The sequence below is a fragment of the Tundrisphaera lichenicola genome (assembly GCF_051175385.1).
In the GTDB taxonomy this organism is placed as follows: Bacteria; Planctomycetota; Planctomycetia; order Isosphaerales; family Isosphaeraceae; genus Tundrisphaera; species Tundrisphaera lichenicola.
This window is the reverse complement of record NZ_CP195106.1, coordinates 1,848,717-1,861,068: the sequence shown is the minus strand read 5'-3', so window position 1 is coordinate 1,861,068 and position 12,352 is coordinate 1,848,717. Positions and strand designations below refer to the sequence as shown.

Here is a 12,352-nt window from a genome sequence, read left to right as displayed (position 1 = left end):
CCGCTCCCGGGACGGCCGCCCCACCACGACGAGAAGGCCGAGGGCGCGATGAGACCGAAGGCGACGCGTCGGAAGTTCCTGGCGAGCTGCTCGACCTCTACCGCCGCCCTGGCCGCGCTGGCCCCCTCGGGTGCCACCGGTGCGGCGGAGGAGCCGGGCCTCGGTACGCCCTTCCTGTGCCTGACCTGCGGGTCGCAGTTCTCCGAGACGATTCGGCCCCCCGAGCGGTGCCCGATCTGCGAGGACGAACGCCAGTACGTCCCGCCCGAGGGGCAGCAGTGGACCACCCTGGAGAAGCTCCGCGTGGCCCAAAAGAACGCCATCAGGCAGGAGGAGCCCGACCTCGTCTCGATCAACACCGAGCCGAAGTTTGGCATCGGCCAGCGGGCCTTCCTGGTCCGCACGCCCGGGGGGAACGTCCTGTGGGATTGCGTGGCCCTCTTCGACGAGACGACGATCGCCCGGGTCAGGGAGCTGGTCGGGGTCGCCGAGATCGCCGTCTCGCACCCGCAATACTACACCACGATGGTCGAGTGGAGCCGCGCCTTCGGCGACGCCCCGGTCCACATCCACGAGGCCGAGCGGCCGTGGGTCATGCGGCCCGATCCGTGCGTCCGCTTCTGGTCCGGGCGGGAGAAGGGGCTGTTCGGCGGGCTGAAGCTGGTCAGCACCGGCGGCCACTTCGAGGGCTACCAGGTCCTGCACTGGCCGGCGGGCGCGGGGGGCAAGGGCGCCCTGATGGCGGGCGACCAGCCGCAGGTCTGCATGGACCCGAAGCAGGTCAGCTTCATGTGGAGCTACCCCAACTACATCCCGCTGAACGCCCCGACGATCCGCTAGGTCGTCGAGCGCCTGGAGCCCATGGGCTACGACCGGCTGTACGGGGCTTTCTTCACCCGGGGCAAAGGAGTCGTCCCGGCCGAAGCCAGGCAGGTCGTGGCGAGGTCGGCGGACCGATACTTGCGGGCGATCCGGGGCTGACGCGGATCACGGGGCAGCCACGAACGACCCTGCCGCTTCGTCGCCGGTCCCGAATCGCGACCCGGCCAGACCCGGTCTCACGAGATCAACAAGTCGCCCGGCGGGCGATCCTGGGAGGTTGATGCCCGAACCCGCCCCGTGGATCGGCGTCGCCGCGGTGGCGGTCGAGGATCTCGTGGCCGCATCGGTCCTCACCGATAACGGCCCCTCGGTCGCGTTGGCGATTTGGGTGGCCCTCGCCACCTCAGGGACGCGCTGCTGGGCTCTGATACGGAGTCTTCCAGAAGGGTTCGTAGGTACAGCCTCCGGCCTGCCTCGTCCCGGAGCTAATCCGCTCGGTCTGCGCCGCCCCCTACATCCACCTAAAAACTTGAGATCTGGGTGCCGTGTCAGATCTGGGCCGCCCCGCCGTCCACGAACAGCTCGATGCCCGTGACGTAGCTGCTATCGTCCGACGCGAGGAACACGACGGCCTTGGCGACCTCGTCCGGAGTTCCGGTGCGGCCCAAGGGCGTGCTGGCGGCCGACTGCTCCTCCATCAGCCGGATCTGCTCATCGTCCAGGCCCAGCTCGTTCTTGTAACCGGGCGTGACGATGGTCCCCGGGCTGACGACGTTGACTCGGATGTTGCGACCCTTCAGGTCGACCGACCAGGTTCTCGCGAACGACCGCAAGGCCGCCTTCGTGGCGGCATAGACGCTGAAGGCCGGCAAGCCCTTCACCGAGACCATCGATCCGTTGATCACGATCGATCCGCCTTCGCGCATCAGGGGCAGCGCTTTCTGCACGGTGAAGAGCGTGCCCTTGACGTTGATGCCGAAATACTTGTCGTAGTGCGCCTCGGTGATCTCGCCGAGCGGCATGAACTCGCCGCCGCCGGCGTTGGCGAACAGGACATCAATGCGGCCCTTCTGGTCCTTGACGGTGGCGTAGAGTCGGTCGAGATCGTCCATTCGGGAGATGTCGCCCTGCACGCCAGTCACGTTTCGGCCGATCTTCTCGACCGCACTCTCCAGTTCGCGTTGCCGCCGGCCCGTGACGAAGACGTGGGCACCCTCAAGGACGAACCGCTCGGCTGTTGCGAGACCGAGGCCGCTCGTGGCGCCGGTGATGACAGCAACCTTCCCCTCAAACTTCCCGGGCATTTCTCGTCCTCCCCGTGAGAGTTCCTGAAATCGAATTCAAGAGGCGATGGAATCATCGCATTTGAGATTTGAATCGTCGTTCGCTGACAATCGAGTCACGTCTGCCTCACTCGTGGCGTCCCCCTCGGGTGGGGGACGCCGAGGGGCCGGATGTCACTCCCTCGCCACGTGCTTGCCGAGGAACTCACGGATCAGCCTAGCGATCTCATCGCCGTTGGTCTCCAGGGCGAAGTGGCCGGCGTCGATGAGGTGATATTCCAGCGTCTTCAGGTCGCGCTTGTAGGGCTCGGCACCGGCGGCCGGGAAGATCTGATCGTTCTTCCCCCACGCGATCAGCACGGGCGGCTGGTAATCGCGGAAGTAAGCCTGCCACTTCGGGTAGAGTGGGGGGTTGCTCCCGTAGCTGAGGAAGAGGTCGAGCTGGATCTCGTCGTTGCCCTTGCGGTCGAGCAGGAACTGGTCGTGGGCCGCCCCGTCGGGGCTGACGAGTTCGGGATACTTCGCCCCGGTCGTGTACTGCCATTTGGTCGCCTCATAGGTCACCAGCCCTCGGATGGCGTCGCGTTTCTCCTTGCTGTTCGGCTCCTTCCAGTACGCCTTGATCGGCTTCCAGAAGTCGTTGTCGAGACCCTCGTCGTAGGCATTTCCGTTCTGGACCACGATGGCCGTGATCCGCTCCGGGTGAGCCACGGCGAGTCGGTAGCCGACCGGGGCCCCGTAGTCCTGGACGTACAGGGCGTACTTCGTCAGGCCCAGCTTCACGGTGAACTCATCGATCACCCCGGCCAGGTTGTCGAACGTGTAGGCGAACTTGTCGTGAGTCGGCATCGAGCTGTGGCCGTACCCGGGGTAGTCGGGCGCGACGACGTGGTACTTGTCGCCCAGCGCGGGGATCAGGTTGCGGAACATCTGCGAGCTGGTCGGGAAGCCGTGGAGCAGTAGGATCGTCGGGGCGTCCTTCGGCCCGGCCTCGCGGTAGAAGATGTCCAGGTCGCCGACCATTACAGTCTTGTGGTGGACCTCCACCGGATGCTGGGCGGAGGTCGGGTTGGCCAGGCCGAGGACGTTTGCCGTGGCCGCGAACAGGGAAAGGGTCAAGTTGGACTTCATCAGGCGGATCATTATCGCGTCTCCATGAATGGGGCGTTGAGGTTTCGTGTTGACCTAATTCTCACCGAGGTTCAAGACTTACTTTCGACGTCGCCTGGAGACGGCATAGACGTCGCGACGAAGTTCGAGAAGCGGGTCGTCGGACTCCTCGACGCCATCGATGAGCCGGAGCGGGTCGAAGCCGAGGGTCCGCTGGGCTGCGTCGTTGTTGGCGACTTTCCTGGACACGGACAGGACGCCCAGTTCCACGACCGGCCGGCCATCTGGCCAGACGGCCGTTGCGTCGTCGATGGGATCGCCCTGGCCCGCCAGTTGCACGACGAGGCGAAACTTCACCGGACCCCTGGCGAGCCGGTCGCCGAGTTCGTCGAACAGGAAGTTGGCCGGCTTCCCGGCGACCTCGGAGTCGGTCAGGAACTTCGAGCCCGCCTCCGGTCGGAACTGGTAGCGGCCGTACCTGCCCTTGCCCTCGGCATTGGTGAACAGGAAGGCGTTGACCCCAAAGTAGGGCTCGGTCGCGAAGCTGGCCGGTGTCAGCTTGGTTGCCGTGACGACCTTCCTGGCCCTGGGGTGAGACTCCAGGAACTGTTCGAGCGGTGTGGGCTTCGGCGTGTCCTTGCCGCTCTCGGCCACGGCGCAAATGAAGGCCAGGAAGTCCTCGCCATTGGCGACCGCGAAGCCGTTGAAGGCGTTGGAGATGATGTCGGTGCTACCGCCTTCGGGCAAGTGGAAACGGACGGCCATGCCGTGCGGACTGGCTCCTGCGGCCAGGTCCGGGATGTCGGGCAGGCCGGTAGTGTCCGAGAAGCGGATGGTCGCCTTGACCGCATCGCCTCGGAGATGCGCCGCCATCGACAGGCCGGTTGCGGTCGCCGAGGGTGCGAACTCCCCCTCGCAGACGACACCCTTGGCGTGGGCCGACCGGGAACCGGGATGCTTGCCGAAGATCGCGTTCATCGCGTCCACGATCTGCTCGGGTAGGCCCTTGGGATCGTCGGCCCTCGTCACGCGGCCGAACAGCGCCGACGCCGCCATCGCCTTCAAGATGTCCCGTCTGCCGAATCCTCTGGTCATGAGCCTCCTCCGTTCGTGGTTCTTAAAGCTCGACGGCCTGGAAAATGTCCCAGGCGAAGGGTTTTTCGATCCGGGATGATCCTATACAAGTACGCTGATCGCTTTCACGGCATCTGACGTCGAGAGGACGGCATTCGCCAGGAAGCCGTAATTGATGAGCGCCGCCTGATAGCCATCGCCCAACTCGGGGTTCCTTGGTCCGGCCGTCGCATCCTTCACCACGGCGACCTCGAAACCCTGTTCCAGGAGTTCCCGGAGGTGGCTCTCGACGCAGAGGTTCGCCAGCATCCCTGCCAGGATGACCTTGCCGATGTGCCGCTTGCGGAGCTGGAGCACGAGGTCGTTGCTCTGGGGTCCCCAGACCTTGTGGGGGCTGACCACCACGGTCTCCCCGTCCTCGATGTAAGGCTTGTAACGATCGAGCCAATCGGCCCCGGACCCGGAGAATCCGTCGAGGTTGAGCGGGTTGGGACGATAGAACTCCTTGCCGTCCAGCATCATCCTCTCGACGGCCCCGCCGAACAGCCAAGCCTGGTCGAACGGATAAAGATAGTGGGGCGAGACGAAGACCCCAAAACCGTGATCCTTCGCCGCCTTGAAGAGTCGCTCGATGTTCGCGACGGTATCGTTCTCCTGGACACTTTCGCCGACCAGACTCCAGGATACTCCGTCTTTGCTCAGGACGTCGTTCTGCGGGTCGATCACGACCAAGGCGGTATCATTCTTGTCGAACTTCATGGTCCAGCTTCCTCTGCTCAAGGCTTGGTCCCGAGGTCCACTCGCCCGCCGACTGTCGTTCAACCGACGACCCGGGCCGCATCCCGCTTCCGCAAGTATGCCTTCGCCGAATCGGCCATGGTCACCACGGCCGCGCCCGTCATGATGGCATCCTTGATCACCAGGCGGCCGGCACCGGATATGAGCGGGAAGCCATGCTTCGGGCTTCCCAGCGGCGGCACCCAGCCCTCGGGTATGGTGATGAGAAACGAGAGGGTCGTGATCGACATCCCGAAAACCAGGAAGTTGCCGACCGCCGACACTCGGGGCAGCCAGGGATGGATCGCGATCATCACGCCGTAGGCGACGATCACCGAGCCGAGGGCGTAGGCGAATCGCTACGTCCCGTTCCGAGTATGCCACTCCCGGTTGGCGGGCTTAAGGTCGACTTCACGGTTCATATGTTGCTTGTACTCTCCAACGGGTTGCCGGTACGCGAAATGCCTCAACGGGCTGTAGGCCAAGAAGGGGACGATCCCCTCACCCTTGTAGTGGAAGACCTTGAGGCCGCCGATCCAGACCAGCACCACAACCAGCCCGATGCGAGTCTCGACAATCCCGATCCGGTCCAGCCTCGCGGCCAACTCGAGGAGCCGGTCCATCCCGTTCATCGATCAGACCTCCGTCCTTCAGGAACGTTCACAGAGATGATCTCAGATCGTGGTCGCTGGCGCCGGCTTCAGTTGAGGGGCCTTCGGGAAGTCGAGGTCGGTCTCGGCCATCCGATTGAAATAGTTGGTGAAAACGTGGAGAGCCACGTTCGCCACCACCTCGGGGATCGTCCCGTCGTCGAACCCGGCGTCGCGGACCTCCTTCAGGTCGATGTCGCCGACCGAACGTTTGGTATCCAGGACCCTGATGGCGAACCGAATCAGGGCGGCGGCCCTGGGATCCTCGGCGCTGCCGGATCGACTCTCGACGATCTGCTCGTCGGTTAGCCCGACCATCCGGCCGACAGCGGAGTGCGCGGCAAGGCAGTAGTCGCACCCGTTCGCCTGGGCGACAGCGAGGCCGATCTGCTCGCGAATCCTGGCCGTAAGTTTACCCTTGCCGAGTGCCCCGCTAAGCTGGAGGAAGCCATCCAGGGCGGCCGGCGCGTTGGCCATCGCCCGGGTCATGTTCGGGATGATCCCGAACTTGCTCTTCACCGCATCGAGCAGTTCCTTGGTCCGGCCAGTCGCCGACTCGGGCGTGATCTGAGTGATTCGTGCCATGATCGCGGTCCCCTGTGGAATCAGGTACTCCGGCCGACCGGCCATGGAGGAGCCAGGCGAAACGGAGTCGGCGTTGTTCGCCTGAACGAGTCGAAGCTCTTCATGCGAACATTCCCGGTCAGTAGGTTCTCGTGGACAGGAACTTGCCGGAGATCACGATGTTCACCCGATCTCCCGCCGGGTTCGGCTCTCGCTTCAGGTCCATCCTGAAGTCGATGCTGCTCATGATGCCGTCGCCGAACTCCTCGTGGATCAGCTCCTTGAGTGTGGTGCCGTAGATGCTGACCATCTCGTGGATGCGGTAAATCAGCGGGTCAGTCGGGACGCCGGCGGGCAGAGAGCCCTTGTACGGCACGACCATCAGCCACCGGCTCTCCTCGGGCGTCAGGTCGAACAACTCGACCATCACGTCCGCCTGCTCTGCGGTGAAGGTCATCTGACCGAGGCAGGCGGCGGTGACCCACTCCTTGCTCTGCCCCACCTTCGCGGCGACATCGGCCCACTTTAGGCCCTTGGCCACCTTGGCCGCGACGATCTTCTTGGTGACTTCCAGACGACTCATGTGGTCCTCCTGAAGGAAACGGGAAGGGTCTCGTGAAGGAGCTTACTCGACGTCCGGAATCCCGGGGTGGTCCTCCGGTCGAGGGCCGGGAGAGGCCCAGAAGAACCGGCGGTCGGCCTCGAGAATGGGAAGGTCATTGATGCTCGACTCCCGGCGTCGCATCAGGCCGCGCTCGTCGAACTCCCAGAGTTCATTTCCGTAGCTGCGATACCACTGCCCGGCGACGTCGTGCCATTCGTACTGGATCCGCACGGCCATCCGGTTCTCCTTGAACCCCCAGAGGGCTTTAACGAGCCGGTATTCGAGTTCCCTCTCCCACTTGGCGGCGAGGAAACTCCGAATCCGATCAGTACCGACGAAGAACTCGGTGCGGTACCTCCAGGTCGAATGCTCCGTGCAATTGACGGACAGGCGGCCGGGATCGCGTGAATTCCAGAGGTTTTCGGCGACTCGGACCTTGCGCGTGGCCGTCTCGAGCGTGAAGGGTGGGGCGATCGTGTCGGGTGAATTCGGGGTTGGCGGATCGGAACTCATCGACTCCTCCTGACATCGAGAGGTAGTGGGAGGGCCCAGGGGCGATGCCTGTCGGCCATCAGGCGGCCGTCGCGGCCGTTGTCGATCAGGGCCTCGGCATGAATTGCGACCTCATGAATTCCATGTATTCCTCCTCTGAGGTCTCTCGCCTGGCCCTCACCAGCGGCTTAATGTCCTCCGTGGCGACGTAGCGAAGTCGATCCGTCCCGTCGGTGGCGGCGTCGAGGATGACCCTGGCCACATCCTGCTCGGTCGCCAGCCGCGAGGCCCTGAGGCCGGCGAAGATCGCATTCACCCGAGAGGCGAAGGGTTTATAGTCGGCGAGAACCCGATTGACCTCGGCCTCCGCGCTGCTTCGCTTGCCGAAGTTGGTGCTGACGACTCCGCCCGGCTCGACGATCTTGACAATGATGTTCTGTGATGCGAGTTCGTATGAGAGCGACTCCGAGAACCCCTCCAGGGCGAACTTGCTGGCGCAGTAGAGGGAGAGCATCGGAAGGGTAAAGGCTCCCGCACCCGAACTGATGTTGATGATCGTGCCGCCCCCGTTGCCCCGGAAGTGCGGCAAGATGGCCCGCGTGACTTCCATCAGGCCGAAGACGTTGACCTCGAACTGCTCACGGATCTTCTCCATCGGAGTCGACTCGAACACACCGAAAAGGCCGAATCCCGCATTGTTGATCAGTGTATCGATTCTCCCAAAACGGCGGATTCCCGCCTCGATTGCCAGATCGATGCTCCCCGGATCCTGGACGTCGAGGCGGGCGACCAGCACGCCGTCCATGGCGCCTAGCTCCGTCTCCGCGGAGGGCGTGCGCATCGTTGCGACGACGTTCCAGCCGTTAGCGGAGAAGTGCCTCGCGGCGCTCTTGCCGAGGCCGGATGACGTCCCGGTGATGAGGGCGGTCTTCGGCATTCAGTCCGTCCTTCTCCACGAATGGTGGCCTGGAGTTTGCGAAGAATCACTCGGCAGGGAGAGCGGGAGGAGGGAGCGAGTGCTCGCGACCGGTGAGCCACCGGCCTCTCGATCCAATTGAGCGTGGCGGGGGGACAGGGAGCCGGTTAGGATCGAGATCGGAGAACGCCCTGACCTCGTTCGAGAGGCCGCCATGAGCGATGATCGCACCACCGCCGTCGTGGAGCGTTATCTGATCGAGCTGGCAGGAGACACGCCTGCCGATTCGGTCGTCCGGGCACTCATGGACCGGGCTGTCGGCCGTCTCCGGGTGCTCTGCACCAGTCTCCTCATCCGGAGTTACCCGAGACTGACCCGCCCGCCGCTGAATCTGGAGGCGGACGAGCTGCTCGACGCCGTCGTGGAGCGGCTGCTCAAGGCCATGCGCGAGGTCCGTCCCGGGACGGTCCGTCAGTTCTTCGCCCTGGCCAACCAGCACATCCGCTGGGAGCTGAATGACCTGGCCCGCCGCCTAGATGATCAGCCGGACGCCTTCGAGCTGCGCGAGGATCTGCAACCGGCCGCCGAGAGCAGTGGCTCTGCCCTCGGCCCGGATGCCCGGCGGATCCTTGAGGCGATCGAGGAACTTCCGGAGGATGAGCGCGAGGCCTTCGGCCTGGTCCGTATCCAGGGCCTGACCCAGGGCGAGGCCGCCGAGATCCTGGGGGTCTCGGGCAAGACGGTGCAGCGGCGGTTGAACCGGGGACTCTTGCTGCTGGGCCTGCGACTTGACGACTTGCGCCCCGGCGGTGCGTCTCCAGGCCCCAGGTGATGATCGGAGGCCCGGAGATGTCCGGCAACCCGCGTGTGCAGGAGTTGATCGAGGAGATCCTGGAGTCGGGGAGCAGCGCCGAGGACGTCTGCCGCGCCTGTCCCGAGTTGCTGCACGAGGTCCGCGAGGCTTGGCGGAGATTCCGGGCCATCGAGGCCCAGGTCGGTGCGCTGTTCCCGGAGCCTGAATCGATCCTCGATCACGAGGCCACGGCGCCGGAAATCGGCCCGCCACGGATCTCCGGCTATGAGATCCTCGAAGTCCTGGGCCGGGGCGGCGTGGGGGTCGTCTACAAGGCCGTGCACCTTCGTCTCAACCGGGCCGTCGCCCTCAAGATGCTGCTCGCCGGTTCCTTCGCCACCCGGGCCGAACGCCTGCGCTTCTCTCGGGAAGCGGAGGTGGTGGCGAAGCTCCGGCATCCGAACATCGTGCAAGTCTACGACGTCGGCGACCTCGACGGGCGGCCGTACTTCACCATGGAGTTCGTCGAAGGGGGGAGCCTGGCCGAGTTGATCGCGGGCACGCCCCGTCCGGCTCGCCAGTCCGCCGAGTTGATGGCGACGCTCGCCGATGCCATGGAGGCGGCCCACAATGGGGGAATCGTCCACCGCGACCTGAAGCCATCCAACATCCTGCTCACCGCCGATGGCACGCCCAAGATCGGCGACTTCGGACTGGCCAGGCACCTGGAAGTCGGTCCATCGCTGACCCAGAGCGGGGCTGCGGTGGGTACGCCGAGCTACATGGCCCCCGAGCAGGCCCAAGGCAAGTCGGGCGAGGCCGGGCCGGCGGCGGACCTCTACGCGCTGGGGGCGATGCTCTACGAGTTGCTTACGGGTCGGCCACCGTTCCGGGCTGAGTCGGCGGCAGAGACGCTCCATCAGGTGATCACGCGTGACCCCGTGCCGCCGTCACGATTGAATGCGAAGGTGCCAAGGGATCTGGAGACGATCTGTCTGAAGTGCCTGCGGAAGGACCCGCGATTCCGGTATGCCGGTGCCAGCGCGCTGGCGGAGGATCTCCGCTGCTTCCTGAAGGGCGAGGCCATTGCGGCTCGACCCGAGAACTGGCTGGAGCGGTTGGCCAGGCGGGTCCGTCGCCGACCGGCCTTCTCGGCCTCGATCGCGGCCGGCTCACTGCTGACACTGACGATGGTCGGAGCCGGGCTCTGGCTGATGACCGAACGGGCGTCGACGATGCGTGCCGCCGATCAGGATTTGCATGAGATGGCCCGATGGATGGAGAAGTCCTCCTGGGGAGAAGCGGGGGCCGCGTTGGAGCGGGCGAAGGGCAGGCTCGGCGACCGAGGGTCGGCCGAGATGCGCCGCCGCCTGGATCAGGGTTCTCGCGATCTCGAAATGGTCGCTGATCTGGAAGAGATTCGACTTCGCCTTTCGCGCAACAGTAAGGTCCCGCTCTCGCCGGAACGAATGTATGCGCAGGCATTCCGGAATCACGGGCTCGATCTCCTGATGCTTGGGCCCGCGGAGGCGGGGGCGGCGATCCGCAACTCGGCCATCCGCGACACGCTCCTGGAGTTCCTGCACGACTGGCTCTACTGGGTCTGCGATGAGGACCGTGCCATGGTCGGGGCTGCAGTGGATGAGGCGGACGATGATGAATGGCGGCGAGCATACCGAGCGGCCATAGCCGTCAAGGACAGAGACCCCGTGAAGATGAAGGCGTTAGCAACCGCGCCGGGGGCATCGACACAGCCGCCCGTAGTCCTCTCCGGACTTTGCGGCTCCTTGCTCATCCATAACCAAAGGATGGAAGTACAAGCGGTGCTGAGCGAGGCCCAGCGACGCCACCCGGGTGATTTCTGGATCAATTACCTGCTCGGTCACTTCTGGGATGAAGAACGTCCGCAAGAGGCGATCGGCTACTTTCGAGCGGCCGTGGCCATACGCCCGAATAGCGATCAGGCATACGCGATGTTGGCGAAGGCGCTGCGTGCCACCGGGGACGCGGATGGTGCCCTCGACGCCGTTCGGAAGGCCATCGAACTGAATTCAGATAGCACCCTCGTCAAAGAGCTGGCCAAACTCCTGGCCCCGCGAGGCGGTCTGGAAGAGGCTCGCGTTGCCTGGGAGAAGCTACTGGAAGGGAAACCATCAGATCACCAGTCGTGGTATGGATACGCTCAGTTGTGCCTGTTCCTCGGCAACGAGCGAGAATACAGAGTGGCTCGCAAGGCGCTGCTCGATCAATTCGGGAGTCATGCCGACGACTGGTTCGTTGCCGAGCGCACCAGTCTGGCTTGCTTGCTCCTGCCTCTTAGCGGGGATGAACTTCGACGCACCCTCGGGATGGTGGACCTAGCTGTGGCCGCCGGACCGAAATCCCCCCATCCTGATTATGCTTATATCCAGTTCGTAAAAGGGTTGGCGGAATATCGCCAGGGCCGATCGGTGCAGGCAATCCCGTTGCTGCGTGACTCGGCGGCGAGACTCTCCAACCGCGCTGGCCCACGGCTTGTGCTGGCCATGGCTCAATTTCAATCGGGGTACACAACGGAAGCTCGCGAGACGCTGGCGTCAGCCCTCAGGACCCACAACTGGAAAGAACTTCAGGTGGACCAACCCACAATATGGGTTAGCCACGTTCTCCGCCATGAGGCCGAGCAAGTGATCCTTCCCAACTTGCCTACCTTATTGGAAGGTAAGTATTGATATCAGGACGACGAAGTGCAACTCACCTTGCTGGTTCTCTGCCAGTTCACGGATCGCACTGTCGCGTCGGCCCGTCTCCATGCCGAAAGATTCGCCGCCCATCGGCGACTGGCCGACGACCTTCTCGTCGGCCATCGCTACAATGCCGCCCGCGCGGCCGCCCTGGCAGGCAGTGATCACGGTGTGAATGCAGCCGGGCTCGGCGAACCGGAGCGGCGTCGATGGCGAGATCGGGCACGGCGATGGCTCCGTGAGGACCTGGACGCCTGGAGTAAGGCGATGGACCGTGACCCCGTGACGGCTCGCGACCCGGTTCGACAGGCGTTGTCGAGTTGGAGCCGAGAAGCCCGCCCTGGCAGGATTGCGCGAGCCGGCCGACCTGGAAAGGCTACCCGCCGACGAGCGGAGGGATTGCCTGGCGCTTTGGGATGAAAACGGAATCGTTTTCAAGCGTACCGGACCAGTCCGGTGATCGCTCGACTCTGAACCCCCAACGTACTGGGCGATCACCCCTTTGTAAGTGGACGATCGGATTCGAGTCTCCCTGGCTGACCGG

The 12,352-nt window shown here is 64.4% G+C and carries 12 protein-coding genes and 1 pseudogene; 3 read left to right on the top strand and 10 right to left on the bottom strand.

Translation table 11 applies throughout. From position 1 onward, the window contains the following. Positions 1-48: 48 nt before the first annotated feature. The gene (locus P12x_RS07265) at positions 49-840 is read left to right on the top strand and encodes an MBL fold metallo-hydrolase (RefSeq protein WP_435010212.1); all 792 of its coding nucleotides are present in this window, start codon (positions 49-51) and stop codon (positions 838-840) included. 530 nt (positions 841-1,370) lie between these two features. Here P12x_RS07265 and P12x_RS07260 read toward each other — a convergent pair. From P12x_RS07260 to P12x_RS07220, 9 genes and pseudogenes are all read right to left on the bottom strand, one after another. Continuing rightward, positions 1,371-2,126: an SDR family NAD(P)-dependent oxidoreductase gene (locus tag P12x_RS07260; RefSeq protein ID WP_435010211.1), complete on the bottom strand. Its 756-nt coding sequence runs from the start codon at positions 2,124-2,126 to the stop codon at positions 1,371-1,373. 153 nt (positions 2,127-2,279) lie between these two features. After that, the gene (locus tag P12x_RS07255; protein ID WP_435010210.1) at positions 2,280-3,248 is read right to left on the bottom strand and encodes an alpha/beta fold hydrolase; all 969 of its coding nucleotides are present in this window, start codon (positions 3,246-3,248) and stop codon (positions 2,280-2,282) included. 66 nt (positions 3,249-3,314) lie between these two features. Further along, a complete protein-coding gene (locus P12x_RS07250) occupies positions 3,315-4,310 on the bottom strand; it encodes a catalase family peroxidase (RefSeq protein WP_435010209.1) in 996 nt (331 codons plus the stop codon). Positions 4,311-4,391: 81 nt separating this feature from the next. Beyond that, positions 4,392-5,048 carry a cysteine hydrolase gene (locus tag P12x_RS07245; RefSeq protein ID WP_435010208.1) on the bottom strand — a complete coding sequence of 219 codons (657 nt, stop codon included), beginning with the start codon at positions 5,046-5,048 and terminating at the stop codon, positions 4,392-4,394. A 59-nt stretch (positions 5,049-5,107) separates the two neighbouring features. Beyond that, positions 5,108-5,689, bottom strand: a pseudogene (locus P12x_RS07240) (DUF417 family protein). Positions 5,690-5,740: 51 nt separating this feature from the next. Next, on the bottom strand, positions 5,741-6,301 hold the full coding sequence (locus tag P12x_RS07235) for a carboxymuconolactone decarboxylase family protein (protein WP_435010207.1): 561 nt from the start codon (positions 6,299-6,301) through the stop codon (positions 5,741-5,743). A 118-nt stretch (positions 6,302-6,419) separates the two neighbouring features. Then, positions 6,420-6,863: a cyanase gene (gene cynS, locus P12x_RS07230; RefSeq protein ID WP_435010206.1), complete on the bottom strand. Its 444-nt coding sequence runs from the start codon at positions 6,861-6,863 to the stop codon at positions 6,420-6,422. Positions 6,864-6,905: 42 nt separating this feature from the next. Continuing rightward, positions 6,906-7,397 (bottom strand): DUF1348 family protein, encoded by a 492-nt coding sequence (locus P12x_RS07225; protein WP_435010205.1) that lies wholly within the window; start codon positions 7,395-7,397, stop codon positions 6,906-6,908. A gap of 85 nt (positions 7,398-7,482) precedes the next feature. Then, entirely contained in the window at positions 7,483-8,313 is an 831-nt protein-coding gene (locus P12x_RS07220) for an SDR family oxidoreductase (protein ID WP_435010204.1), read from the bottom strand. Positions 8,314-8,506: 193 nt separating this feature from the next. Here P12x_RS07220 and P12x_RS07215 point away from each other — a divergent pair, with 193 nt between their 5' ends. Then, the gene (locus P12x_RS07215; RefSeq protein WP_435010203.1) at positions 8,507-9,124 is read left to right on the top strand and encodes a sigma-70 family RNA polymerase sigma factor; all 618 of its coding nucleotides are present in this window, start codon (positions 8,507-8,509) and stop codon (positions 9,122-9,124) included. 17 nt (positions 9,125-9,141) lie between these two features. Continuing rightward, a complete protein-coding gene (locus P12x_RS07210; RefSeq protein ID WP_435010202.1) occupies positions 9,142-11,796 on the top strand; it encodes a protein kinase domain-containing protein in 2,655 nt (884 codons plus the stop codon). On the opposite strand, the gene P12x_RS07205 is transcribed toward P12x_RS07210, so the two are convergent. Further along, a complete protein-coding gene (locus P12x_RS07205; RefSeq protein WP_435010201.1) occupies positions 11,776-11,931 on the bottom strand; it encodes a hypothetical protein in 156 nt (51 codons plus the stop codon). The two genes, P12x_RS07210 and P12x_RS07205, sit on opposite strands and share 21 nt — an antisense overlap. Positions 11,932-12,352: the final 421 nt, after the last annotated feature.

Excerpts from the sequence above, each read along its gene's own strand:
- P12x_RS07205 (WP_435010201.1), bottom strand. The coding sequence starts at position 11,931 with ATGGCCGACGAGAAGGTCGTCGGCCAGTCGCCGATGGGCGGCGAATCT.
- P12x_RS07255 (WP_435010210.1), bottom strand. The coding sequence starts at position 3,248 with ATGATCCGCCTGATGAAGTCCAACTTGACCCTTTCCCTGTTCGCGGCC.
- cynS (WP_435010206.1), bottom strand. The coding sequence starts at position 6,863 with ATGAGTCGTCTGGAAGTCACCAAGAAGATCGTCGCGGCCAAGGTGGCC.
- P12x_RS07220 (WP_435010204.1), bottom strand. The coding sequence starts at position 8,313 with ATGCCGAAGACCGCCCTCATCACCGGGACGTCATCCGGCCTCGGCAAG.
- P12x_RS07210 (WP_435010202.1), top strand. The coding sequence starts at position 9,142 with ATGTCCGGCAACCCGCGTGTGCAGGAGTTGATCGAGGAGATCCTGGAG.
- P12x_RS07265 (WP_435010212.1), top strand. The coding sequence starts at position 49 with ATGAGACCGAAGGCGACGCGTCGGAAGTTCCTGGCGAGCTGCTCGACC.
- P12x_RS07245 (WP_435010208.1), bottom strand. The coding sequence starts at position 5,048 with ATGAAGTTCGACAAGAATGATACCGCCTTGGTCGTGATCGACCCGCAG.
- P12x_RS07260 (WP_435010211.1), bottom strand. The coding sequence starts at position 2,126 with ATGCCCGGGAAGTTTGAGGGGAAGGTTGCTGTCATCACCGGCGCCACG.
- P12x_RS07250 (WP_435010209.1), bottom strand. The coding sequence starts at position 4,310 with ATGACCAGAGGATTCGGCAGACGGGACATCTTGAAGGCGATGGCGGCG.
- P12x_RS07215 (WP_435010203.1), top strand. The coding sequence starts at position 8,507 with ATGAGCGATGATCGCACCACCGCCGTCGTGGAGCGTTATCTGATCGAG.
- P12x_RS07235 (WP_435010207.1), bottom strand. The coding sequence starts at position 6,301 with ATGGCACGAATCACTCAGATCACGCCCGAGTCGGCGACTGGCCGGACC.
- P12x_RS07225 (WP_435010205.1), bottom strand. The coding sequence starts at position 7,397 with ATGAGTTCCGATCCGCCAACCCCGAATTCACCCGACACGATCGCCCCA.